The 22971-nt window shown below is 63.2% G+C and carries 17 protein-coding genes; 9 read left to right on the top strand and 8 right to left on the bottom strand.

All coding sequences use genetic code 11. The annotated features are described in order from the left end of the window. Nucleotides 1-26: 26 nt before the first annotated feature. The 4 genes from D3880_RS00700 (at nucleotide 27) to D3880_RS00685 (ending at nucleotide 4083) form a co-directional block, all read left to right on the top strand. Nucleotides 27-353, top strand: coding sequence for a CoA transferase (locus D3880_RS00700; RefSeq protein WP_119891627.1), 327 nt, complete (start codon nucleotides 27-29; stop codon nucleotides 351-353). Between the two features lie 79 nt (nucleotides 354-432). Then, entirely contained in the window at nucleotides 433-1824 is a 1392-nt protein-coding gene (locus tag D3880_RS00695) for a glutamine synthetase family protein (RefSeq protein WP_119891626.1), read from the top strand. A gap of 48 nt (nucleotides 1825-1872) precedes the next feature. Beyond that, nucleotides 1873-3240: an aspartate aminotransferase family protein gene (locus tag D3880_RS00690; protein ID WP_119891625.1), complete on the top strand. Its 1368-nt coding sequence runs from the start codon at nucleotides 1873-1875 to the stop codon at nucleotides 3238-3240. A 117-nt stretch (nucleotides 3241-3357) separates the two neighbouring features. Continuing rightward, a complete protein-coding gene (locus tag D3880_RS00685) occupies nucleotides 3358-4083 on the top strand; it encodes an amidotransferase (protein ID WP_119891624.1) in 726 nt (241 codons plus the stop codon). Nucleotides 4084-4156: 73 nt separating this feature from the next. On the opposite strand, the gene D3880_RS00680 is transcribed toward D3880_RS00685, so the two are convergent. The 3 genes from D3880_RS00680 to glaH form a co-directional block, all read right to left on the bottom strand. Further along, the gene (locus D3880_RS00680) at nucleotides 4157-5524 is read right to left on the bottom strand and encodes an aspartate aminotransferase family protein (RefSeq protein WP_119891623.1); all 1368 of its coding nucleotides are present in this window, start codon (nucleotides 5522-5524) and stop codon (nucleotides 4157-4159) included. A gap of 9 nt (nucleotides 5525-5533) precedes the next feature. Next, entirely contained in the window at nucleotides 5534-6772 is a 1239-nt protein-coding gene (gene lhgO / locus D3880_RS00675) for an L-2-hydroxyglutarate oxidase (protein ID WP_119891622.1), read from the bottom strand. A gap of 92 nt (nucleotides 6773-6864) precedes the next feature. Then, nucleotides 6865-7842, bottom strand: a complete 978-nt coding sequence (gene glaH / locus D3880_RS00670; RefSeq protein WP_119891621.1) for a glutarate dioxygenase GlaH — start codon at nucleotides 7840-7842, stop codon at nucleotides 6865-6867. A 196-nt stretch (nucleotides 7843-8038) separates the two neighbouring features. Here glaH and csiR point away from each other — a divergent pair, with 196 nt between their 5' ends. Then, nucleotides 8039-8734, top strand: coding sequence for a DNA-binding transcriptional regulator CsiR (csiR, locus tag D3880_RS00665; RefSeq protein WP_119891620.1), 696 nt, complete (start codon nucleotides 8039-8041; stop codon nucleotides 8732-8734). A gap of 202 nt (nucleotides 8735-8936) precedes the next feature. Beyond that, entirely contained in the window at nucleotides 8937-10160 is a 1224-nt protein-coding gene (locus D3880_RS00660) for a CaiB/BaiF CoA transferase family protein (protein WP_119891619.1), read from the top strand. 414 nt (nucleotides 10161-10574) lie between these two features. On the opposite strand, the gene D3880_RS00655 is transcribed toward D3880_RS00660, so the two are convergent. Then, entirely contained in the window at nucleotides 10575-12992 is a 2418-nt protein-coding gene (locus tag D3880_RS00655) for a bifunctional diguanylate cyclase/phosphodiesterase (RefSeq protein WP_119891618.1), read from the bottom strand. A 192-nt stretch (nucleotides 12993-13184) separates the two neighbouring features. Here D3880_RS00655 and D3880_RS00650 point away from each other — a divergent pair, with 192 nt between their 5' ends. The 3 genes from D3880_RS00650 to D3880_RS00640 all read left to right on the top strand — a co-directional run bounded on the left by D3880_RS00650 (nucleotide 13185) and on the right by D3880_RS00640 (nucleotide 16763). Then, nucleotides 13185-13520 (top strand): response regulator, encoded by a 336-nt coding sequence (locus D3880_RS00650; RefSeq protein ID WP_119895640.1) that lies wholly within the window; start codon nucleotides 13185-13187, stop codon nucleotides 13518-13520. Between the two features lie 388 nt (nucleotides 13521-13908). Next, nucleotides 13909-16089, top strand: a complete 2181-nt coding sequence (locus tag D3880_RS00645) for a putative bifunctional diguanylate cyclase/phosphodiesterase (RefSeq protein ID WP_119891617.1) — start codon at nucleotides 13909-13911, stop codon at nucleotides 16087-16089. 149 nt (nucleotides 16090-16238) lie between these two features. Beyond that, nucleotides 16239-16763, top strand: a complete 525-nt coding sequence (locus tag D3880_RS00640) for a HipA domain-containing protein (protein ID WP_119891616.1) — start codon at nucleotides 16239-16241, stop codon at nucleotides 16761-16763. Nucleotides 16764-16791: 28 nt separating this feature from the next. Here the strand turns inward: D3880_RS00640 and D3880_RS00635 are convergent, their stop codons facing one another. The 4 genes from D3880_RS00635 to D3880_RS00620 all read right to left on the bottom strand — a co-directional run bounded on the left by D3880_RS00635 (nucleotide 16792) and on the right by D3880_RS00620 (nucleotide 22925). Continuing rightward, nucleotides 16792-17775 carry a hypothetical protein gene (locus tag D3880_RS00635; protein WP_119891615.1) on the bottom strand — a complete coding sequence of 328 codons (984 nt, stop codon included), beginning with the start codon at nucleotides 17773-17775 and terminating at the stop codon, nucleotides 16792-16794. A gap of 529 nt (nucleotides 17776-18304) precedes the next feature. Continuing rightward, a complete protein-coding gene (locus D3880_RS00630; RefSeq protein ID WP_119891614.1) occupies nucleotides 18305-20575 on the bottom strand; it encodes a hypothetical protein in 2271 nt (756 codons plus the stop codon). A 740-nt stretch (nucleotides 20576-21315) separates the two neighbouring features. Next, nucleotides 21316-22269 carry a hypothetical protein gene (locus D3880_RS00625; RefSeq protein ID WP_119891613.1) on the bottom strand — a complete coding sequence of 318 codons (954 nt, stop codon included), beginning with the start codon at nucleotides 22267-22269 and terminating at the stop codon, nucleotides 21316-21318. Next, nucleotides 22266-22925, bottom strand: a complete 660-nt coding sequence (locus D3880_RS00620) for a TauD/TfdA family dioxygenase (RefSeq protein WP_218567588.1) — start codon at nucleotides 22923-22925, stop codon at nucleotides 22266-22268. The genes D3880_RS00625 and D3880_RS00620 overlap by 4 nt, the downstream gene beginning before the upstream one ends. Between the last annotated feature and the right edge of the window lie 46 nt (nucleotides 22926-22971).

The raw sequence follows: 22971 nt of genomic DNA, 5'->3' as shown, positions 1-22971 counted from the left end.
ATTCAGACTTCGACTGGGGGAGGACGATGATACCCAAGGCTCTCATGCGCGCCGTGGCCGGCAGCGCACCAGACCCGGCGCCCTGCCATATCTTTCCGAGTGCCGACGGGGCGTTCTTTCTCGCGGTGAGCAATGACTACCAGTTTGCCGAGCTGAGCGCGCTGGCCGGCCAGCAGCAGTGGACGGCGGACCCGCGCTTTGCCAGCCGGCGCGCGCGGTATCAGCACCGGCACGAATTGACCGCCCTGCTGCGCCGGCACACGGTGGCGCACCGCACCGAAGAGTGGGTGGCCGCCCTGCGCTGGGCCGGCGTGCCCTGTGTCGGGCTCGCCCCGCGCCAGGCCGATGGCTGACGGCAGGCGCCGGGCAAACGGTTAGACATCCACGCGGCGCAGCCTGCGGGCTGCGCCTAGATCTCGAGGTTTTTCTTTCATGCACCCTGAGCTTTCCACCGCCAGCGAGGCCCTGGCCTGGCTGCAGGCCAACGATATCCACCGGGTCGAGCTGGTCTTCGCCGACCTGACCAGCGTGGCGCGCGGCAAGATCCTCAGCCGCGCCAGCTTCGCCGAGACCCTGGGGGCGAAAATGCCCTCGCTGTTTCTCGGCCTGACGGTCACCGGCGGCGAGCCGCCCCAGGTGTTCCAGCGGGTGTTCCCGCCGACCTTCCCGGACATGGCCATGCGCCCGGACTGGCGCACGCTGGTGCGTGACCCGCTGGCCACGGTGCCCACGGCCACCCTCATCTGCGACCTGCAGGCGAGCTTCACTGCGGCCGATGGCCATTGCCAGTACGAGGTCGCCGAGCTGTCGCCGCGCCAGCTGCTCAAGCGCACGCTGGCCCGGCTGCAGGCCGCCGGCTACACGGCCAGGGTCGCCCCCGAGCTGGAGTTCTTCCTGGTGCATCCGCAGCGCCTGGCCGATGGCGGCTTGCAGGTAGCCCATGGCATGTCCGGCTGCGTGCCACATATCGAAAGCTCCCACGACCTGGCTTCCGCGGAAACCGCGAGCACCTTCGCGCCGTTCTTCGATGAGCTGTGGGCCGCCTGTGAAATCCAGGGCATCCCGATCACCGGCTACGGCCATGAGTCGGCCCTGGGCCAGTACGAGGTCAACCTCGCCCCCGGCGAGCCGCTGGCCCAGGCCGATGCGGTGTTCCGCTTCAAGCGCCTGGCCCGCGAGATCGCCCGCCGCCACGGTTGCCTCGCCACCTTCATGGCCAAGCCCTATCGGCACGAACCGGGCACCGGGCTGCACTGGCATATCAGCCTCGCCGATGCCACGGGCAGCAACCCCTTCAGCGCGGCCGATGGCGCGCCGCACATGCGGCTCAGGCACTTCATCGGCGGCTGGCAGGCGTCGGCGCGCGCGTCGATGGCGATTCTCGCGCCCTATGCCCACTCCTATGTGCGCCTGCAGCGCCCGGATGCCTCGCCGGCCAGCGTCGAGTGGGGCTACGACAACCGCACCGCGGCCTTCCGCGTGCCGCACTCCGACCCGGCCAACCGCCGCGTCGAACACCGCCTGCCGGGCGGCGATGCCAACCCCTACCTGAGCCTGGCGCTGATGCTCGGCGCCGGCCTGGCCGGGATGCGGCAGGAGATCGAGCCGGGACCGGAAGTCAGCGACCGCCCGGCCCAGTCCGCGCGCGGCGCGCTGCCGCTGAACCTGGGCGAGGCGCTGGCGGACCTGCAAGGCTGCCCGATCATGGCGGAAACCCTCGGTGCGCCGTTTATCGAGCTGTACACGCTGATCAAACAGCATGAATTAAGTGAACAGGCCGCCGACGCGGATTTCGCCATCAAGCATCTGCTGGCCAGAAGCTAATCGGGCAGCGGCCTCGCGGTCGCTGCGCTGCCACTCATTGGAGGCGCTATGAGCACTACCTACAACAACCCGCAAACCCTGCAGTGGCAGGCCATGAGCCGTGACCATCACCTCGCGCCGTTCAGCGATTACCAGCAGCTGAGCGACAGCGGCCCGCGCATCATCGTCAAGGGCGATGGCGTGTACCTGTGGGACAGCGAAGGCCACAAGATCCTCGACGGCATGGCCGGCCTGTGGTGCGCCGCGATCGGCTACGGTCGTGATGAGCTGGCCGACGCCGCCAGCCGGCAGATGAAAGAGCTGCCGTTCTACAACACCTTCTTCATGACCGCGCACCCGCCGGTGCTGGAGCTGGCCAAGGTCATCGCCGAGATCGCCCCGCCAAGCATGAACCATGTGTTCTTCACCGGCTCCGGCTCGGAAGGCAACGACACCATGCTGCGCATGGTCCGCCACTACTGGGCGCTCAAGGGCCAGCCGAGCAAGAAGGTGATCATCGGCCGCCACAATGGCTACCACGGCTCCACCGTGGCCGGCGCCAGCCTCGGCGGCATGCAGGGCATGCACGAGCAGGGCGGGATGATCCCGGACATCGTGCACATCCCGCAGCCTTACTGGTTCGGCGAAGGCGGCGACATGCCCGCCGACGAGTTCGGCATCTGGGCCGCCGAGCAGCTGGAGAAGAAGATCCTCGAAGTCGGCGTGGACAAGGTCGCCGCCTTTATCGCCGAACCTATCCAGGGCGCCGGCGGCGTGATCGTGCCGCCGGACAGCTACTGGCCGAAGATCCGCGAGATCCTCGCCAAGTACGACATCCTGTTCGTGGCCGATGAAGTGATCTGCGGTTTCGGTCGCACCGGCGAGTGGTTCGGCAGCGACTACTACGGCAACACGCCGGACCTGATGACCATCGCCAAGGGCCTGACCTCTGGCTACATCCCCATGGGCGGGCTGATCGTCGGCGACAAGGTGGCCGAGGTGCTGAAGCAAGGCGGGGATTTCAACCACGGCTTCACCTACTCCGGGCACCCGGTGGCGGCGGCGGTGGCGCTGGAAAACATCCGCATCCTGCGCGAGGAGAAGATCCTCGAGCGGGTGCGCGCAGAAACCGCCCCCTACCTGCAGCAGCGCCTGCGCGAACTGCTCGACCACCCGCTGGTCGGCGAGGTGCGCGGCCTGGGCATGCTCGGCGCCATCGAGCTGGTCAAGGACAAGACCACCCGCGAGCGTTATGCGGGCAAGGGCGTGGGCATGCTCTGCCGCGGCCACTGCTTCAATAACGGCCTAATCATGCGCGCCGTCGGCGACACCATGATCATCGCGCCGCCGCTGGTGATCAGCAAAGCCGAGATCGACGAGCTGGTGAGCAAGGCGCGGCGGTGCCTGGACCTGACCCTGCAGGATCTGCAGGGCTGAATCCGCGCGTTCGCGCCGTGGCGACCTGCCGCGGCGCGAGCGTCACCTGTGGCCGTGGCGCCGCGCCGGCCGCGCTGAATCCCCTGTTGTTTCACTCCATGAGTCAGGAGTCCCTTGATGGCATTGCGCATCTGCATCCTCGAAACCGATCACATTCGTCCCGAGCTGGTCGAGCAGTATCACGGCTATGGCCGAATGTTTAAGCAGCTGTTCGCGCAGCAGCCGATCGCCGCCGAGTTCGAGGTGTTCAATGTGGTCCAGGGGCAGTATCCGGACGACGCGCAGCGTTACGACGCCTACCTGATCACCGGCAGCAAGTACGACTCCTTCGGCGTGGAGCCGTGGATCCAGACCCTGCGCGAGTACGTGCTGGCGCGCTATGCCGCCGGCGACAAGCTGCTCGGCATCTGCTTCGGCCACCAGTTGCTGGCCCTGCTGCTGGGCGGCAAGACCGAGCGGGCCCGGCAGGGCTGGGGCGTCGGCGTGCAGCAGTATGCGGTGGTCGAGCAGGAGGCCTGGATGCAGCCAGGCGCCGAGCAGCTGTCCATGCTGATCATCCACCAGGACCAGGTCACCCAGGCGCCGGCCAACGCCACCATCCTGGCCGCCAACGCATTCTGCCCGATCGCCGCCTATCGCATTGGCGACCAGGTGCTGTGCTGGCAGGGGCATCCGGAACTAGTGGCGGACTACTCCCGCTCGATCCTCGAGATTCGCCGGGAACACTGGGGCGAGCAGGTCTATCGGCAAGCCATCGACAGCCTGGAACAGGCGCACCAGGGGCAGATCGTGGCCGAGTGGATGCTGCGTTTCGTGGCCCAGGGCCAGGCGCACAGCAGCTAGCAAGAGTTGGCGCAGGAGCAATGCAAAGGCCCGCTTCGGCGGGCCTTTGCATTGCTGGCGGACGGCCGGCGTTTCAGCCGGTGCACGCCCAGCGACTGGTGTCGTCGAGGGCGCGGGCGAAGCGCTCGATGAGCAAGTCGATCTGCGCTTCGTTGCTGATCAGCGGCGGGCAGAAGGCGATGGCATCGCCCATGGCGCGGGTGATCATGCCGTGTTCCTGGGCGCGGCCGGCCAGGTAGCGGCCGAGATTGCCCAGGCTGCCGTGCGGCGCCTTGCTCTGCCGGTCGCCGACCAGCTCCACCGCGGCAATCAGCCCGCAGCCACGCACTTCGCCCACCAGCGGGTGATCGGCGAACCCGCGCAGACCGGCGAGCAGGCGTTCGCCCATGGCCGCGGCGTGCGGCACCAGCTGCTCGTCCTCGATGATCTTGAGGTTTTCCAGGGCCACGGCGGTGGCCACCGGGTGGGCGCTGCCAGTAAAGCCGTGGCCGAAGGTGCCGAAGCTGTGGCTCTGCTCGGCGATGCCCTGGTACAGCGCGTCGTTGATCAGCAGCGCGGCGATCGGCTGGTAGGACGAGGACAGCTGCTTGGACAGCACCATCACGTCCGGCTGGATGGCGAAGGTCTGGCTGCCAAACAGCTGCCCGGTGCGGCCGAAGCCGCAGATCACTTCGTCGGCGATCACCAGGATGTCGTGACGCCGGCACACCGCCTGGATCTTCTGCCAGTAAGTGCGCGGCGGCACGATCACGCCGCCGGCGCCCATCAGCGGCTCGCCGATAAAGGCGGCGATGGTCTCGGCGCCCTCGCTGAGGATGCGCTGCTCCAGCTCGGCGGCCAGGCGGTCGGCGAACTGCTCCTCGCTTTCCCCGGGCAGGGCGTGGCGGTAGTGATGCGGGCAGCCGACATGCAGGAAGCCCGGCAGCGGCACGTCGAAGCCGCGCTGGTTGGCCGGCAGGCCGGTGAGGCTGGCGCTGGCCACGGTGATGCCGTGGTAGGCGTTGTGCCGGCTGATGAACTTCTTCTTCGCCGGTTTGCCGCGGGCATTGTTGTAGTACCAGACCAGCTTGACCACCGTGTCGTTGGCTTCCGAGCCGGAGTTGGTGAAGAACACCTTGCTCATCGGCACCGGCGCCATCGCGATCAGCTTCTCGGCCAGCTCGATGGCCGGCCGGTGCGCCTTGTGGCCGAACACGTGGTAGAAGGGCAGAGTGCGCAGCTGCCGCTCGGCGGCGGCGATCAGGCGCTGGTTGCTGAAGCCGAGGGCGGCGCTCCACAGGCCGGACATGGCCTCCAGGTATTCCTTGCCCTGCTGGTCATAGACATAGACGCCTTCGCCGCGCTCGATCAGCAGCGGGCCGACCTGCTCATGCAGGCGGGCGTTGGTGTAGGGGTGCAGATGGTACTGGCGGTCTTTGTCGGCCAGGCTGGTGCTGTGCATGGGTGGCTCTCAGGCGGCGGGACGGGTGGATTGGGGCTTGGCGAAGCTCGGCAGGCTCAGCAACTGGCTACTGAGCTGGTCGACAATATGGGCGCCGATCGGCAGCGCCGAGGTGGCGGCCGGCGAGGGTGCGTTGCAGACATGCAGGCTGCGTCGGCTGTGGCGGAACAGGAAATCGTCGATCAGCCGACCGTCGTCCGACACGGCCTGGGCGCGCACCCCGGCCGGATAGGGCTTGAGGTCGCCAAGCTGGATGCTCGGGCAGTATTTGCGCACCTGTTGCAGGTAGCCGCGCTTGAACAGCGAGTTCTTCATTTCGCCCAGGCCCGGGCGCAGGTTGGCCTTGAGCACCTTGAGGATGCCGGGGTTGGTCAGCATCGCCCAGCTGTCGCCGAGGGAGATGTCGCGCTTGCGGTAGCCCTCGCGCTTGAGGGCCAGCACCGCATTCGGCCCGACCGTCACGCTGCCGTCGATCATCCGCGTCAGGTGCACGCCGAGGAACGGCATGCTCGGATCGGGAATCGGGTAGATCAGGTGGTTGACGATGCGGTCGTGCTGCGCCGGCAGCTGGAAGTATTCACCGCGGAACGGGCAGATGCTGAAGCCCGGCTGTAGGCCGAGCATGCGCACCAGACGGTCGGAGTGCAGGCCGGCGCAGGTGATCAGGAAGCGGCAGGCGAAATCGCCGGCACTGCTCTGCACGCGGATTTCCTGGGCGCTCTCGTGCAGGGCGGTGACGCTGGCACCGTAGCGGATTTCGCCGCCGGCCCGGATGAACTCGCCGGCCATGGCCGCGGTGACCTCGGCGTAATTGACGATGCCGCTGGACGGCACCAGGATGGCGCCGCTGCCGCGAATGTTCGGCTCGCGCTCACGCAGCTGACCGGCATTCAGCCATTCGCGCTGGATGCCGTTAGCCGCCGTGCGCTCCCACAGCGCCTGCATGCGCTGCATTTCCAGTGGGTTGGTGGCGACCAGCAGCTTGCCGGGCACCTGATAGGCGATCCCGTGCTGCTCGCAGAAGGCCTTGGTCGCCGCGTTGCCGGCCAGGCAGAACCTGGCCTTGAGGCTGCCCGGGGTGTAGTACACGCCGGCGTGGATCACCCCGCTGTTGTGGCCGGTCTGGTGCCGGGCCGGGGCCGATTCTTTTTCCAGCAACAGCATGCGGCTGGCGGGATAGGTGCGCAGCAGCTGCATGGCGGTGGACATGCCAAGAATGCCGCCGCCGATAATGATGAAGTCGTACACCGGATCACCTGTGGGTTCTGGGAGTCGTGTGCTGAAGGTCTGTGACGCTGCGGCGCCGTCCCGCGCCGGGCGCAGCGCGGGCGGCCATGGCTTCACTGGCGCGGCTCGCGCAGCACCTTGGCGTAGGTGAAGTAGCCGCGCTGGCGCATCAGTTCGCGGCGCAGGCCCGGGTGCGCGGTGAAGCGGTCGCGGCCATGCAGCCAGAAGTGGTTGTTGATCAGCAGAAAGCTGCCCACCGGCACCGGAACCGACAGCTTGTGCGGGCTGCCTTCCAGCGACTGGCTGAGGTCGGTCAGCCAGTTGCCTTCCTCGAAGTTCTTCGGCTGCACGAACTGATCGATGTAACTGATGATCGGCCGACCTTCGGCGTCGTTGTCGAACACCGGGTGGAACACGTCCTTGTCCACCCGCTTGCTCGGTGGCGCGGTCCAGCGCAGCTCGCGGCGGGCCAGCGGGTGGTGGTTGAAAGTGGCCAGGCCTTCCCAGTCATCGAGGTGCAGCAGCAGCGAGTCGCCGCCCTCCATGTTCTGTTCGTCGATTTTCATCATCAGCACGTAGTCGGTGTCCTGCTCGACGAAGGTGCCATCGGTGTGCAGCTCCAGCACCCGGTGCGGCTGGCGCAGGTAACTGTCGGAGGCATCGACGTTCTGCACCACGAAGCGCGCGTAGTACTGGCCGCTCATGGCGTCGAAGTTGGAGCGGCCGAACAGGTGGGCGACGGCGGTGGCCAGCTTGACCATGTCATCGGCCTGGGCGACCTGGTCGAGGCCTTCGGCGCTGACCAGCAGGCCGCCGGTGGCGCGGTCCAGCAGGGTATTGATCAGCAGCGGTTGCAGGCTGCCCGCACACAGCTCATCGAGAATCTTGGCCAGCCGGAAGCGCAGGAATGACTTGTATTCCAGCGCCTGGACCGGCCACTCAGCGAGGGCCGCGAGAAAGCCCTGCACGGTGGCCTGGCTGAAGGTCAGCTGCAGCAGGCGCGGCGATTGCGCGCTGGGTCGCAGGGTAAAGCCGCTGAGGCTCTGCGGGGCGGGGACGGCCAGGCTCTTCAGGGCAACAACTGTACTCATGGTGATACTCCAGAGGCAGGGAGGCGAGTGCTAGGGAGGCAATCTGTGGGGTCGAACTATTGTCGACGTATATTGAAAATATCGACATTTTATAAATGTGTCAAAAATAAACCACGCCCTGTGCACCTCCCTGCTCGCCCAAACTGGCCTCAAGCGATTCGGTATGATGGGCGCGAACCCGTGCAAGGATGGTGTGATGCAAGCCCCCGGCTCCCGAGAGAATCTGGCGATTCGCGGTTACGAACTGCTCAAGCGCGACATCATTCGCGGCGTCTTCGCGCCCGGCGAAAAGCTGCTGATGAGCGCGCTGAAGGCGCGTTACGACCTGGGCGTAGGCCCTCTGCGCGAGGCCTTGTCGCAGCTGGTGGCGGAGCGCCTGGTGGTGGCGATCAGTCAGCGCGGTTTTCGCGTGGCGCCGATGTCACTCGGCGAGCTGGCGGATATCTACGATGCCCGCGCCCATCTGGAAGCGATGATCCTCGGCCTGGCGATTGCCCGTGGCGACGATACCTGGGAGGCGCAGATCCTCGCCCAGGCCCACAGCCTGGCCAAGGTGGTCGAGGTCAAGGATGCGGAAGAGATGCTCAGTCTCTGGGATGCCCGCCATCAGGCCTTCCACGCGGCCATTGCCGCCGGTTGTGGCTCGCAGCATTTGCTGCAGGTACGGACGGCGCTGTTCGACCAGGCCGAACGCTATCGCCACCTGTGGTTGCAGCGGACGGTGTTTTCCGCCGCGGCGCTGCAGGCCAAGCGCGAGGAGCACGCGGCCCTGGTCGAGGCGATTCTGCGCCGCGACAGCGAACGCGCCTGCGCCCTGATGCACGCGCATCTGCTCGGCCCGGTGCGCATCATCGGCGAGCTGTTGCAGGCCCGCCAGTCACCCGCCGAATAGGCGCATTACGCACAGCGAAACGCAGCAGCTCCAGCACAATGGCCTTGCGGCCGCTCATGGAGTGAGGATTCTGCACAGTTGCGTGCAAAATCCTCGTTTGCCGGGTTGCCCCCACACCCCTAGGATGAATGCAAGCGTGCCCCTGCACGCAACGGGCGCTGCAGCGAGTCTGCCGGCCCTGTCCTTCCTTGGAGCAGATGACATGTCCGGTGCCCTCTCGCATATCCGCGTCCTCGATCTGTCGCGCATCCTCGCCGGGCCCTGGGCCGGGCAGATCCTCGCCGACCTCGGCGCCGAGGTGATCAAGGTCGAACGCCCCGGCGTCGGCGACGACACCCGCAGCTGGGGCCCGCCCTACCTCAAGGATGCCGAGGGGCGCGACACCAGCGAGGCGGCCTACTACCTGTCGGCCAACCGCAATAAGCAGTCGATCACCGTCGACTTCACCCAGCCCGAGGGGCAGCGCCTGATCCGCGAGCTGGCGGCCCAGTCCGACGTGCTGCTGGAGAACTTCAAGGCCGGTGGCCTGGCCGCCTACGGTCTCGACTACGAGTCGCTGAAGGCGCTCAACCCGCGCCTGATCTACTGCTCGATCACCGGTTTCGGCCAGGAGGGCCCCTACGCCAAGCGCGCCGGCTACGACTTCATGATCCAGGCGCTCGGCGGCCTGATGAGCCTCACCGGCCGCGCCGACAGCGAAGAGGGCGCCGGTCCGGTCAAGGTTGGCGTGGCCCTCACCGACATCCTCACCGGCCTGTACTCCACCGTCGCGGTGCTGGCCGCCCTGGCCCACCGCGACCAAGGCGGCAGCGGCCAACACATCGACATGGCCCTGCTCGACGTGCAGATCGCCTGCCTCGGCAACCAGGCGATGAACTACCTGACCACCGGCGTGCCGCCGCGGCGGCTCGGCAACGCCCATCCGAACATCGTGCCGTACCAGGATTTCCCCACCGCCGACGGGGATTTCATCCTCACCGTCGGCAACGACAGCCAGTTCAGAAAGTTTTGCGAGGTCGCCGGCTTCCGGGAGTGGGCAGACGACCCGCGTTTTTCTACCAACAGTCAGCGCGTGGCCAACCGCGCCGTGCTGATCCCGTTAATCCGCCAGGCCACGGTATTCAAGACCACCGCCGAGTGGATCGCCGTGCTCGAACAGGCCGGCGTGCCCTGCGGGCCGATCAACGACCTCGCCCAGGTGTTCGCCGACCCGCAGGTGCAGGCGCGCGGCATGCGCCTGGACCTGCCGCATCCGCTGGCCGGCACGGTGCCGCAGGTGGCCAGCCCGATCCGCCTGTCGGCTACCCCGGTGGAGTACCGCAACGCCGCGCCGCTGCTCGGCGCACACACCGAGGCGGTGCTGCAGCGCCTGCTCGGCCTGGACGCCGGACGGATCGCCGCGCTGCGCGCGGCCAAGGTGGTGTAGGGCGTAGAGCCTGTTTACGATCTCGCGAGCTAGAGCCAGACAAGGCGCAACGACCAACGGGAGTAACAGCCGAAGGCTGGCCCGAAGGGCGAGCGTAGCGAGTCAAATGGCCGAGGGAGCGGAGTTTACGAGCTGTAAATGAGCATAACTCGTTTCACTCGCCCTCCGGGTCGCGCTGAAGCGCGTTAGCAGCAAGCTGCTTTCCGAGGCCATTTTTAACGCCGTATGGCCGACGCGCAGCAGATCGTAAACAGGCTCTTAGGCTGGGTTGAGGCGCGTTGCGCCGATATCCATCCGTCCGCGCCGCAGGGCTATCGCTGCGCCCAACCCCTCCTCCGCTGCCGCGCGTGGCCGAGCCATGGGCGGGAGCGGCAAGCCCGGCGGATCGGTGCGGGGAACAGGTGGACGCGCGGCTCAATGCCAGATCGACTGCGCTTCCCAGTCGCGGAACTGTTCCGCGGGGATCGGCCGGCTGATCTGGTAGCCCTGGGCGATGTCGCAGCCGAGGTCGCCGAGCTGGGTCAGGGTGGCCTGGTCCTCGACGCCCTCGGCGACCACCGTGAGGTCCAGGTTGTGGGCCAGTTCGATGATCGAGTGGACGATCTTCGCCGAGCCGCTGCTGCGAGCCATGCGGGTGACGAACGACTGGTCGATCTTCAGGGCGTCCACCGGCAGCTTCTGCAGGTAGGCCAGCGAGGAGTAGCCAGTGCCGAAGTCGTCAATGGTCAGGCGAGTGTCGAGCCGCTTGAGCTGGCGCAGGGTGTCCTGGGCCGCCACCGGGTCGGCCATCAGCGCGCTTTCGGTCAGCTCGAACTCGATCCAGTGCGGCTTGGCACCCCAGGTGGTGAAGGACCCCTGGATGCGCTCGAGCAGTTTCGGGTCGCGCAGGTCGTGGGCCGAGAGGTTGACCGAGATCGGCCGCTCGTCGCCTTCCTCGTGCCAGGCGTAGCGCTGGCCCAGCGCGGTGTCGAGCACCCAGAAGGTCAGCGGGGTGATCAGCCCGGCGCTTTCGGCCAGCTTGATGAAGTGGTCGGGGTGCAGCAGGCCGTGCTGCGGATGCTGCCAGCGCACCAGCGCCTCGGTGCCGCATACGGTGTTGCTGGCGATGCGCAGCTTCGGCTGGTAGTACAGCAGCAGCTCGTTGCGTGCGATGGCCTGGCGCAGGTCGCCCATCAGCGTCAGGTGCTGGGCGCATTCCCGGTCCAGGCCGCCGTGGAACAGCGCCACCCCGGCATTGCTGCGCTTGGCCTGTTCCATGGCGCTGCCGGCGCGGCGGATCAGCGCGTCCGGGTCGGTGCCGTGGCCGGGAAACAGCGCGATGCCGATGTGCGCCCGGGCGTCGAGGAGCAGCCCGGACAGCTCGAAGGGCTGGTACAGTGCCTGAAGGATGCGCTGGGCCAGCTGCGAAGCGCGCTCGGCGTCGCCGCTGGGCAGCAGCACGGCGAACTCGCATTCGCCCATACGCGCCACCGGGTGACTGGCGTCCACCGTGCGCACCAGGCGGGCGGCGATCTCCTGCTGCAGGCGGTCGCCCTCGCGGTAGCCGAGGGTCTCGTTGATGCCCTGGTTGCGGCCGATCTCCAGTTGCAGCAGGGCCAGCGGCCGGCGGTCCTGGCGGGCGGTGGCGATGCCCTCCTCCAGTAGCTCATGCAGCCGCAGGCGGTTCGGCAAGCCGGTCAGCGCATCGCTGTAGGCCATGCGCCGGATGGTCGCTTCCGCTTCGGCCGCCCGGGCGCGGGTGCGCAGGGTGGTGATGCCGAAGCCGAGGTCGTTGGCGGTGGCGAACAGCAACTCGACCTCCTGGGCGTCGAAGGCTTCCGCCTGCCCCGCGATGATCGACAGCACGCCGCTCAGCGCGCCCTCGACCCGCAGCGGCAACACCAAGGCTGCGGCGTAGCCGCGTCGGCGTGCCTCCTCGCGCAGCGGGCCGGTCAGGGTGTTGAGCAAGTCGTGCAGCACCACCGGCTGGCCGGTTTCGAGCACCGGCTGCAGGTAGTGGACGAAATCCGCACCCGCGGCGGTGCCGCTCCACGCGGTGCCGAGGGCGATGAAGCCGTCGTCCAGGCCCTGGTAGGCCATCGGCCGGTAAGGCGCGGGGCCGTCCTCCTGACGGTAGCCGACCCAGGCCAGGCGATAGCCGCAGTCCTCCACCAGCACCCGGCAGATGTCCTTGAGCAGCGCCGGCTCCTCGCTGGCGTGGATCACCGCGTGGTTGACCGCGACCCGCGTCGCCAGCACCCGGTTGAGCCCGGCCACTTCCAGCTCGACCTGGCGGCGCCGGGCCTGACTGCGCAGGGTCTGCAGGCCGAAAGCCAGGTCGTCGGCGGCTTCGCTGAGCAGCGCCAGCTCGCGTTCGCCGAAGGCGTCGGGTTCCGCGGCGCAGATGCCGATGGCGCCGAAGATCTCGCCTTCCACGCGCAGCGGCAGCGACAGCACCGAGGCGATGCCGTGCGCCTGCGCGCCCTCACGCCAGGGCGCGGTGTCCGGGTCGGTCTGCAGGTCGCGGCTGAGGCTCGGGCGGCCGGTGCGGATCGCGGTGCCGGTGGGGCCGTGGCCGCGCTCGTTGTCCGCCCAGGTGATCTGCAGCGAGTTCACATAGGCCAGGTCTAACCCGGTATGGGCCATGGGCGTGATGGACTTCGCCGCGTCCCGTTCGGCGCGCCCGACCCACGCCAGGCGATAGCCGGCCTCCTCGACCATCACCCGGCAGATCTCCTCGAACAGGCTCTGCTCGTCCCGGGCGCGCAACAGGGCGCGGTTGCAGCCGCTCAGGGTACGGAGCGCGCGGTTCAGGTATTCGAGTTCTTCGGGGGAGGCGCAGTACGCAGCCATGGGCCGCCTCGACTCAGGGGGAAGGCCCCTCAAGTATAGAACCCCCGCCCCGGCCCTGAGTCAGGGGCAAACGGTCAGTTGCCTGAGGTGGGCTCCGGGGTTGGCGGCCAAGCGGTGCATGCCGCGGCGGCTCAGGCTGCCGGGGCAGGTCAGGTCGATGACGACGAAGACATCCTCCTCGAGCGGGCCGAAATGCTCGCAGGCGAAGGTTACCGCTGCCACACCGCCAATGCGGTGAAGGTCGCGCTGGCGCAGCTTACCCAGCACCCCGAAATTGCCCTGGTCATCACCGACCTGCGCATGCCCGCGGAAAGCGGATTTCGTTTGATCCAGCGCTTGCGCGAGCACCCCAACCGCCAGTACCTGCCGATCATCGTGACCTCCGGGCATGCCGAAATCGACGACGTGGTCGAGGCCCTGCGCCTCCACGTCCTCGATTTCTTCCGCAAGTCCATCTACTACGAGCGGCTGCTCTCGACCCTGGGACGGCTGCTCCTGCAACCCCAGTTGCAGGTCGTACAGAACTGAAGGAACGGGCTGATTCACAAGGGCGCGCGGTTTTCCAACGCTGACATCCAGCCGTACGGAAGGACAATCCATGCGCGTCATACCTACTCCATGGCGCCGAGCAACAACCCCAGCGCCACGGGGCGGTCGAGCTTGAGTGCGGTATGCACGGTCCAGTAAACGGCGGGCGCTGGCACCTGCACGCTGCAAAGCCGGCGGGCGACAGCGGCGCTTCTGGGGCTGAGCCGAGCGCTTCGGCCCAGCCCAAAGAATCGGCCAGACCGGCACCTGAGCAGCCGGCTTGGTCGGCGCCAGGGTCGCATAATGGCGTTTTGCAATTGCTGGCTATACTGCTCCGTTGCGGCACCGATATTCCATCCCTGAATTTGGCCTGAGAGGAACTCACGCTATGGAATGGTTAGGTTTGCGCTTTCTCATCGGGCACCCAGAGGGTGGGCAACTCGTGCTCGCTTGCAGCCATGATCCTGGCTTGGTGCTGGTGGCCTATCTGGTGGCCTGCATCGCCGGTTACGCGACACTGAGCATCAGTGACCGCCTGGCCTATACCCAGCCCCAGGCGCGGCGCAACTGGTACTGGGTGGGCGGCATGTGCCTGGGCGGCGGCATCTGGGCGATGCACTTCATCGCCATGCTGGCGTTTCAGGCGCCCATCGCCATTCGTTACGACCTGCCAACCACGATTCTGTCGTTTCTGGTGGTGGTGCTCGCCGCGCTGTTGGCGATGCGTTCGCTGGCGCGCTACCGGCTGACTGCCTGGCAGTACCTGCGGACCGCGCTGTACATCAGCCTGGGCATCGTCCTGATGCATTACCTCGGGATGGCCGCGATCCGCTCCAGCGCGACCCTGTATTACCAGCCGGGCCTGTTCGCCTTGTCGATCGTCATCGCCTTCCTCACCAGTCTGGCCGCCCTGTGGCTGGCCCTGCTGTTTCGCCGCCGTGACAGCACCCTGCACCAGATGCTCAAGGTGATCGCCAGCCTGGTCATGGGCGGCGCCATCGTGTCGATGCATTTCACCGGCATGTGGGCGCTCGACCTGGTGGTGCCCTCCGGCACGCCGCTCAGCCTGCAGAGTGCACAAAACGCCACGCAACTGGGCCTGAGCATCGCCGCGATTGCCTTCCTGAGCATCGGCAGCGGCCTGGGCGCGGCCTGGGCCGACCGCAAGTTGCAAAGCAAGGAGCGCGACTTGCAGCAGGTCAACCGTTTGCTCAATGAACTCGATCAGGCGCGCGCCATGCTGCAACAGGCCGCTCACTACGACCCGCTGACCAACCTGCTGAACCGCCGCGCCTTCACCGAGGTGTTCGGCGAGTACCTGCGCAGCCATGAGCAGCGGCAACAAGCGCTGGCCGTGATGTTCCTCGATATCGATCATTTCAAACGGGTCAACGACTGCCTCGGCCACGATGCCGGTGACCAACTGCTGCGCGAGGTGGCGGTGCGCATCCGCGGCACCCTGCGCCCGCAAGACGTGGTGGCGCGCTTCGGGGGCGACGAGTTCTGCATCCTGCTCAGCCTGAACAGCGGCGAGGAGGCGCACGCCCTGGCCGAGCGCATCATGCAGCGGCTGAAGGAGCCGATCGCCCTGGGCGGACGCTGCATGGTGATGAGCACCAGCATCGGCATCAGCCTGTCCCCACATGACGGCGAAACCTGCGACGAACTGCTCAAGCATGCCGACCTGGCGCTCTATCAGGCCAAGGGCAGTGGCCGCAATGCGGTGCATTTCTTCAGTCAGCACCTCAAGCATAAGGTCACCCTCGAGCTGCAACTGGAGGAAGAACTGCGCCAGGCGCTGCTGGAAGATTGCGGGCTGTTGCTGCACTACCAGCCGATCCTCGAGCAGGCCAGCGGCACGATGACCAAGCTGGAAGCGCTGGTGCGCTGGCAGCATCCGCGCCTGGGCCTGCTGGCCCCCGACCGTTTCCTCGGCATTGCCGAGGCCAATGGCTTCATCGCCGAACTGGATGCCTGGGTGCTGCGGCGCGCCTGCCATGACCTCGCCCTGCTTGGCCGGCACGGCTTCCACGGTCTGCGCGTGGCAGTCAACTGTTCGGCGCTCGACCTCAACCATGACGACTTGCCCGAGATCGTCGCCAGCGCCCTGAACGGTGCCAATATCCGCCCGCAGTGCCTGGAGCTGGAGGTGACCGAGAACGCCCTGATGAACAACGTCAATCAGGCGCTGATCCTCTTGCAATGCATCCGCGAGCTGGGCGTGAGCATTTCGATCGACGACTTCGGCACCGGCTATTCATCGCTGGCCTATCTCAAGCGCCTGCCGCTGGACACCTTGAAGATCGACCGCTCCTTCATGCTCGACATTCCGGCCAGCAGTGCCGACCGGGAAATCGTCCAGGCCATCATCGGCATGGCCCATACCCTGCACCTGCAAGTGGTCGCCGAAGGCGTGGAAACCATCGAGCAACTCAATTTCCTGCGCGGCTTGGGTTGCGACTTCATCCAGGGCTATCTGCTCAGCAAACCACTGTCCCTCGAGCAGTTGGGCGTCTTTCTCGGCGAACACCGGAGCCGTAGTGCGGACGCGCTGGTGTGTCCGCTGTAGGGCGCTGGGCAACTGGACATACCCCCGTATGGGGCCACTCGTGGCGTGTGCGAGTTCGCCGGATTCTAGCGACCTGCGCGAAGCGGGTGAAAACCGTCGCTGGCCCGTGAAGCGAGTACCCCGGGCTGGCGGTCAACGAGTTTCTCTGCATGTCGATCGCCCAGGCGGCCGGCTTGCCGGGCTTGCACCAGTTATTCGATACCGTCGCGCTGAGCTGCATCGTCGGCAGCGGCGATGCCCACCTGAAGAACTTCGGCGTGTTGTACCGCCACCCACAGCTGGTGGACGGCACCCTCGCCTGCCAGGACTGCCACCTGGCGCCGGTGTACGACGTGGTCAACACCACCGCCTATTTCCCGCAGGAGGCGCTGGCGCTGGAACTGCGCCAGTCCAAGAGCCTGTTCGCGGCCCGCCTGGGCCTGCTGGAGTTTGCCCAGACCTGCAACGTCGCCAATCCCAAGGACCGCATCGAGAACATCCTGCAGTGCGTAGAACAGGTGCTGGTCACTCATGCCGATCTGGCCGAGACCGTAACGCAGGTGACCAAGGCCATCCAGGCCAGTGCGGAGGCCTTTGCCACGACATTCGGTCATCCCGCCCCAGCGCAGGCACGCAAACCGCACGAGGAGGCACTGGCTCCATCCGGCGCCGGCGGCGGCCTCAGCAGAACCTGAGGCCGGCACCAGCAAGTAGGTTTGGGGATTAAATTGGTTGGAGGGGCCATTGGAAATGACGGAGAAGGATCTCCGGATCGCACCAGCAGAGAGCGCCCGCGGCCCGCAATCGGATATCTAAGCGAACCTCTACATCAGCCCAAAGGGTTACCGTGTTATTGAAATCCTGATTAGTGAAGCTAACGGCGGGGATCAACTCGAAGCCAGGCATCTCAACATGGCGCGAGAAACCGGCCTCCTCAAGGTAGAGCAGTTGCCTACCACTCGATTGCTGTGCAACTATTTTTGGGCCAGAGCCAGGCGGCCCGAAAAGCCACTTATAGATGGTCTGCTTGAGAAACAAATTACACGAGGCCACTCCCGTTATCTGGAACCAGTCAGTGTCCGGAGCATGCAGTACAAGACCGCCAAAAAGCTCAACGTGTGGGCTCGACAGATACCTTCCTGACTTCGATTCCGGAATCCGTTCGGGCTGCAGCGCGAATCTAGCCACAGCACCAACGCTGGCGCTGATCGTTCCATTCCTATCGTCTACCTTCGGGCCCGATCCGGTGACATGCATTCCATCGTCACGCCACTGAACCTCAGTTCTTGGCATAAGGATCGGTGTAGTTTCAGCCCACCAGAAATAGGGATCAACCTTGGTAGGTACGGTGAAGACTAGGTCGGAGAAGCGATCATTAGCCAAGGTTGCCCATCTGGCCTTCCGACGCTTAATACTCGCCTCCAGACCGCTGATATAGGCTTTCTCGCCTTCTCGAAGTTTGCCAATCAAGCCATCGAAGTTAACTCCGAGCGGAACCAGCGCCTCTTTATATACATCAATCCTAGATTTTAATAACTCTCCTCGATCCTCCTCGCCAAAGTCACCTTGATTCAGAAGCGCGATCGACTCCAATTGCGCCTCTCTACGGCTTGCCAGTGCTTCCTCTTCCTCCCGTGTTGTCGGATGCTCAGGGTTTTTCAAGATCAGCCCTTTAAGATCGGCACACAGATTAATTTGGATTCCCATGATATTTCGACCTCGATGTTGCCAAACCGATCCCACTAATTGATCATCACAAATAAACAAACATTTGCTGATCGACTAATATGACAGATACAACTTACCTCCTGAAAACTGCAGGATAAATTGCAGTTAATGCTGATAATTACAATAGACTGATTCGGGATTAGATCAACTTCGATTTGCTCTTATGAATAATCGAAATCGCAATCACACAAACAGCAGGGTTGGATTAATTAAAACAGCAAGATAACGCAGGCCACATGCTCACGATCTTAATCGAGGCCGTAAGGAAACCTTCTCCCGGATCGGCAGAATCTACTCGTGGCTGATCCGGTCAAGGCCAATCAGGCCCAGCCGCTTCCTCGAACCCGAGGAGCAGGTCTACGCGCAGTTCAGCGGTTCGATGTAACGCTTCTCCGCACCGCAAGGGCCGCTTATGCGGCCCTTTGTTTTTCCCTCGGCCAAGGCATGCCCAGCTTGGAAGTGATGCTGGCCACGCCCCGCCGACGGCATTGCCTAATCGATCATCGGACTACTGCCTCGGAGCCATGATGATCGACGAAGGTTGCCAGGGAATTCCGATGAACAGTTTGTTTTCGTACAGAGCGGCCACTTTGCCGCCTGGCAACGTCAGGCTGAAAGGCAGTGCACCGGGTGCTATTTCGCGGGCTATCTGACCCGGGCCCTTCCGAGCGAGCCCTCGGCTCAGGTGACGTCGCGTCTGCTGCATGACTTCAAGACCACCGGTTGCGAGCTTGGTCAAACGCAGCTCACCAGGTTGACGCATGTTCGAGCCAGTTTCCAGATCGTGGGCAAACACTCCGCCTCGCTGGGCCACGGCTATCATCGAGCCTGAGCGCATCAGCTGTAGACCAGGCTCCCTGATATCGATCATTTCCGTGGGTATGACCCACCTTTGCAAAAGCCGACCCGCCGCAATCACATCTTGGTTGTGCTCCATGAACAAGTTAGTGGCTGGATCCGTGATGAATTCCAGGGAAGCTTCGCCAGCATGTTCGGCAGTGAACTCCATCGCTTGGCTACGAACACCATCGCTCACGCGATGAATCACGATGCGTGTCGCGGCGGGCAACTCAGCAAAGGTGAATAGCCACTGCCGCAGTGCTGGATAGCCGAAATCGAATGGCGGCGGATCGATGAGCCATTCGAGTTCTTCGCGGGGAGTGAAAACTCTTTCCTTTCGGGCACACTGGGCAACGGCGGCAATCGTTTCCTGCTGAGTCGGGGCAGCTAGAGGGGGAACCGCTGGGATGTCGAAACGACGAATACCGGCGGACGTGTGCAAGTAAACGCGCCCCGTGTCACCTGGCTTGACCTTTTTGCTACCACGAATAGCCACCAACTGCTGCGGACTGGGTACCGGATATTCTACGGACCACAGGTCTGGCGGAGTTGCTGCGCTTGACTTAAACACGGTCACCGGCACGCGACCCAGGTCGCGTCCTAATACGTCGGCGCGATCCTCAATCAGGATGTCCTGCACTTCAGTTTCTTGCTGCCAGGTGCGGCGACCACAATCGAAGGAATTGCGCAGAGTGCCAACCAACGCTCCGCCGTTGGGCGTGAACGTGACTTCGTGGATTGCTGGCAGTAAGAGGATCCGACCAGAAATTAGCATCCCAAGAGGTCCGGTCGTTGCCGACTCGACGGAGTCGTTCAGCGAGGGCAGATCGACGTGACGGATGAACGTTGCCGTTGTCGAGGTGCTACTGGTGGGCGTGAAGTCTTCGACGTCCGTACCAGAAACTTCTTTGCCTGCGTCCAGCCGCACCTTTTCTCCAACGATGATCAGCGTGCTAATACTGCTAATCAACAATGCGAGCCCTGCAAAGACCGGCCCGACAATGGGGCCTGCGATAAACCCTAATAGCGCGCTCCCTAAGCCAAAGCTGCCCAGCCAACAGCGCAACGCGTCCCAATCTGAGGCGTTGCTGCTGAGTTGCAGGGTCAGGTCTAGCTGTGGCGGTACCACTGCAAAATTTGCAGATGGAGTAAGGGCAACATCGACGGTCACCGAAATGTCGACGTCCCCGAACAACCCCGGACACGCATCCTTCTTCTCTAGCCCCACACTGCCAATGGCCGCAAAGCTGCCGCCCTTCACGCCCCAGAAGGCGGTAGGTGCATCCTCGACCGTCGTCCCTCCCGGCGGCTTTGCTAACGTTTTTTGCAACGCAGCTAGCAGGGCATCCGTGAACAACTCGCCCGAAAGGCGTATCGCCCATTCATCTCCCACACCGGCGAGCAGATTCAAAGGGACCGATTGAATTGGATCGGTGGCTCGCGTCGCAAATCGTACCGTCACTATCCCATCCCGGAAGAGAAGCAAAGCGGCGGCGATACCATCAATTCCAAGTTCTTCTAGTTCTTCTAATTGATCGATTTGGTGCCGGGCAATGCGTATCTGAGGTGTGAAGAACTGCGTGGGCGCCGCGGGCACTTCAACCGCCAGCAGATCGATCATCAAAGAGGAAGTGTTCGCCGATATGTTGACCCAGCTGGTTGCGCGAGTAGTGGTACCGACCGCGTTCGGGTCTACATCCAATTCATCAGTCGAAACGTGCCGCAACGTTACCTCGCAGCGCGCTGTGAGGACACCCACTGGGGGGACGAATCCGGGCGGAGCATGCCCTACCTCCACACGGTTCCAGGTGAACTCCGCTATCAGGCGGCTCACCCCCAATCCGCTCAGAATGCCGATCGGGATCGGTCCCGCAGAAACCAACAGGTGAACGAGTTGGTTAAAGCGCTGCTCAAGCATTTCAATCTCAATGAGTGCCATATATACCTCCTCCCAGCAGTCGAGAGCAGCGGCGTCCGCTCAGAGAGACCGCAACATCCAACGGATGGTGGCACTTACAGCAATCGCCCGATCGGCAAAGGACATGGGCTACATTGCACCGTCCGGAGACCGGAATGCCTCTATTCTCGGCACGCAACCCCTACGACCACCGGAACAACACTGAACATGGGTTGCTAATTCAGGATGACTGTAGACACAGCTCCTAGAGTTTCAACGGGAAGCCCACGATGGCCGTGTGCCGCCCGTCTGATTTGGTTGCCAGTTCAGTGGTCAAGATTGGGGAGGCGTCATTCGTTCCCTCGCAAAGCTGGGCACAGAATGGACACATTTTGGACACAGGAAAAAACAAGGGCCTAGGTTTTCACCTAAGCCCTTGTTTTATATGGCGCATCCGGCGGGATTCGAACCCACGACCCCTGCCTTCGGAGTCCCAAAAGCCGACGTTTAGAATCAACACGTTAGCGTGCATTAGCTGGAAAATCAAAGGGTTATAATAGCTGGGGTTAGCGTGCTTTCGCCCCGTTTAGCGGGTCGAGTGTGGCAAATTTGTGGCATCACTCGTTGCAAAGTCATGCTGTGTAATTGCATCGCGCTTGACCGCCCAATTGCATTGCCGTCGCCCAGTCAACCACCGCTTGCATCCGACTTGGCCAATATACGCCGAGAAGGCAACTGGCAGCGAACGGCCAGCCAAGAGCGGGCAAAGATCCTACTTTAGTTCAGGGCTCATTATTGTCTTCATCGTAACCAAAATAGTCATCTTGTGGTGCGTAGTATTCGGCAGCATCATAAACTTGAGTCTTCTTATATCTATCTCCGAGACCTAAAACAGCAAGACGGGAGAGTCCAGAAATTTTTAAACCACAAGCGATACATTCAAATAGATTTGGTAAATATTCCTGCTTTTCGGTTATTTCACCATCCCGAAGACTTTGTACTGGAGCAGAAACAGGCTCGCCAAAGACTAAGGCAGGTGAAGAGCACGCTGGGCAGTCCACCCGGTGGCCGGCTTGCCGAGTCGCTCTTAAAGAAGCTTGCGCTAGCAACGCGGCACGTTCCTTTTCACCTTTGGCTTTCCAGACTTTACTATGAGCTTCGACGTCGCCTTTCACTGCTTTGGCACTATCATCAGCTGCTGCAGAAATTAGTTGCATTGCGACACTTGCTTCATCTTTGCCGAAAAAATCATCAAGAGTCATTCCAATCGACGAGAGAAGAATCTCGCAAGCCTGATAAAAGCGTGGCTGCCAAACTGAGCCTTTAATACCATCAAAAGCAAGCTCGCCCGTGTGCAACTCGGAATTGCGCCTGCCTGTGTGTAAAATCCCGAAGGCTTCATGCTCCTTTGTGAAGTTAGGTAATATCGCCATGAGGCGCTTGAAAACCTCACTAATTGCAATGGACTTAGGTGAGAACCGCTCTTCAGTAGGGCTGAAGCCTAAAGCATGATATAGGCTAGCCCAGTTCTTATCAGTCTCCGCCAATAGTGCAGGGCTGATATTAGCAAGTGCTGCGCGTGCTAAAAATTCAAGAGAAAAACCTGACCAAAGGGCATACTCCCATCCGTCACTATCCAGCTCACTCATATGTTGCACATAGCGCTGAGCCTTGATATAGAGGGCTTCGGGGTCCCAGACTGATGGTGTTGCCGCCGGATTGACTGTCTTCTTCAATGAAGGTTCTCCAAATAAACTCTCTGAATTTTCCGATCTTCACGCCCGGCGGGAATTGGTGAGCGAGCGTGCAACATGCGCCAGTTGTCAATTAATAAGGTATCGCCACTTCTTTCTAAGGCGATAGACAAAGGATTACACTTCTTGAACTGCTCATGGATGCGTTGGCTAGCTATATCACCAATTCTACTTGAGGGTTGGAGGAATACTTCATCCCATCGGAAGCAGTAACCGTCACTTCCAGACTCGTATAGACGCATCAACTGAACTCTTCCTTGTCTTGGTCTGCGTGGTTTGAAGATGGCTCGCGTCAGAATATCCAACGTTACGGCTTCAATAATGGCTTCACCATCAAGCAGCAGCGTTGGGATATCCGCGTACCCGTTCACGCACCGTAACAATAAATATCGTGGAGGGAAGCGCCAGTGCGCTAGATCAGTATGGAATGGGAAGTGAGAAAGGCCGTAGATACCACTATACGTGTTCGGTGTCGAGCTAGAACGAGGGACCAAATCTTGCACAGCCCCACCTTTCCAAGGCTCCACCGACTGGCCGATTGAATTGGCCACCGCAATCGTATCTGTCCCCGGACAATGCTCGCGGACGAAGGCATATCCATGTCTAGCTACAAGATCTTTGAAGGTGTGCGACATCATTGGCCAACTCTGAGCAAAGATGAATTTTTTCGCTGCGGCCGAAGTC

This window comes from Pseudomonas cavernae (genome assembly GCF_003595175.1).
GTDB lineage: Bacteria > Pseudomonadota > Gammaproteobacteria > Pseudomonadales > Pseudomonadaceae > Aquipseudomonas > Aquipseudomonas cavernae.
Note: the sequence above shows the minus strand (reverse complement) of the source record. Positions and strands in the feature narration are given on the sequence as shown.

What these genes read in the sequence shown, in the direction of transcription:
- D3880_RS00700 (WP_119891627.1), top strand. Translation starts at nt 27, where the DNA reads ATGATACCCAAGGCTCTCATGCGCGCCGTGGCCGGCAGCGCACCAGAC.
- D3880_RS00695 (WP_119891626.1), top strand. Translation starts at nt 433, where the DNA reads ATGCACCCTGAGCTTTCCACCGCCAGCGAGGCCCTGGCCTGGCTGCAG.
- D3880_RS00690 (WP_119891625.1), top strand. Translation starts at nt 1,873, where the DNA reads ATGAGCACTACCTACAACAACCCGCAAACCCTGCAGTGGCAGGCCATG.
- D3880_RS00685 (WP_119891624.1), top strand. Translation starts at nt 3,358, where the DNA reads ATGGCATTGCGCATCTGCATCCTCGAAACCGATCACATTCGTCCCGAG.
- D3880_RS00680 (WP_119891623.1), bottom strand. Translation starts at nt 5,524, where the DNA reads ATGCACAGCACCAGCCTGGCCGACAAAGACCGCCAGTACCATCTGCAC.
- glaH (WP_119891621.1), bottom strand. Translation starts at nt 7,842, where the DNA reads ATGAGTACAGTTGTTGCCCTGAAGAGCCTGGCCGTCCCCGCCCCGCAG.
- csiR (WP_119891620.1), top strand. Translation starts at nt 8,039, where the DNA reads ATGCAAGCCCCCGGCTCCCGAGAGAATCTGGCGATTCGCGGTTACGAA.
- D3880_RS00660 (WP_119891619.1), top strand. Translation starts at nt 8,937, where the DNA reads ATGTCCGGTGCCCTCTCGCATATCCGCGTCCTCGATCTGTCGCGCATC.
- D3880_RS00655 (WP_119891618.1), bottom strand. Translation starts at nt 12,992, where the DNA reads ATGGCTGCGTACTGCGCCTCCCCCGAAGAACTCGAATACCTGAACCGC.
- D3880_RS00650 (WP_119895640.1), top strand. Translation starts at nt 13,185, where the DNA reads ATGCTCGCAGGCGAAGGTTACCGCTGCCACACCGCCAATGCGGTGAAG.
- D3880_RS00645 (WP_119891617.1), top strand. Translation starts at nt 13,909, where the DNA reads ATGGAATGGTTAGGTTTGCGCTTTCTCATCGGGCACCCAGAGGGTGGG.
- D3880_RS00640 (WP_119891616.1), top strand. Translation starts at nt 16,239, where the DNA reads ATGTCGATCGCCCAGGCGGCCGGCTTGCCGGGCTTGCACCAGTTATTC.
- D3880_RS00635 (WP_119891615.1), bottom strand. Translation starts at nt 17,775, where the DNA reads ATGGGAATCCAAATTAATCTGTGTGCCGATCTTAAAGGGCTGATCTTG.
- D3880_RS00630 (WP_119891614.1), bottom strand. Translation starts at nt 20,575, where the DNA reads ATGGCACTCATTGAGATTGAAATGCTTGAGCAGCGCTTTAACCAACTC.
- D3880_RS00620 (WP_218567588.1), bottom strand. Translation starts at nt 22,925, where the DNA reads ATGATGTCGCACACCTTCAAAGATCTTGTAGCTAGACATGGATATGCC.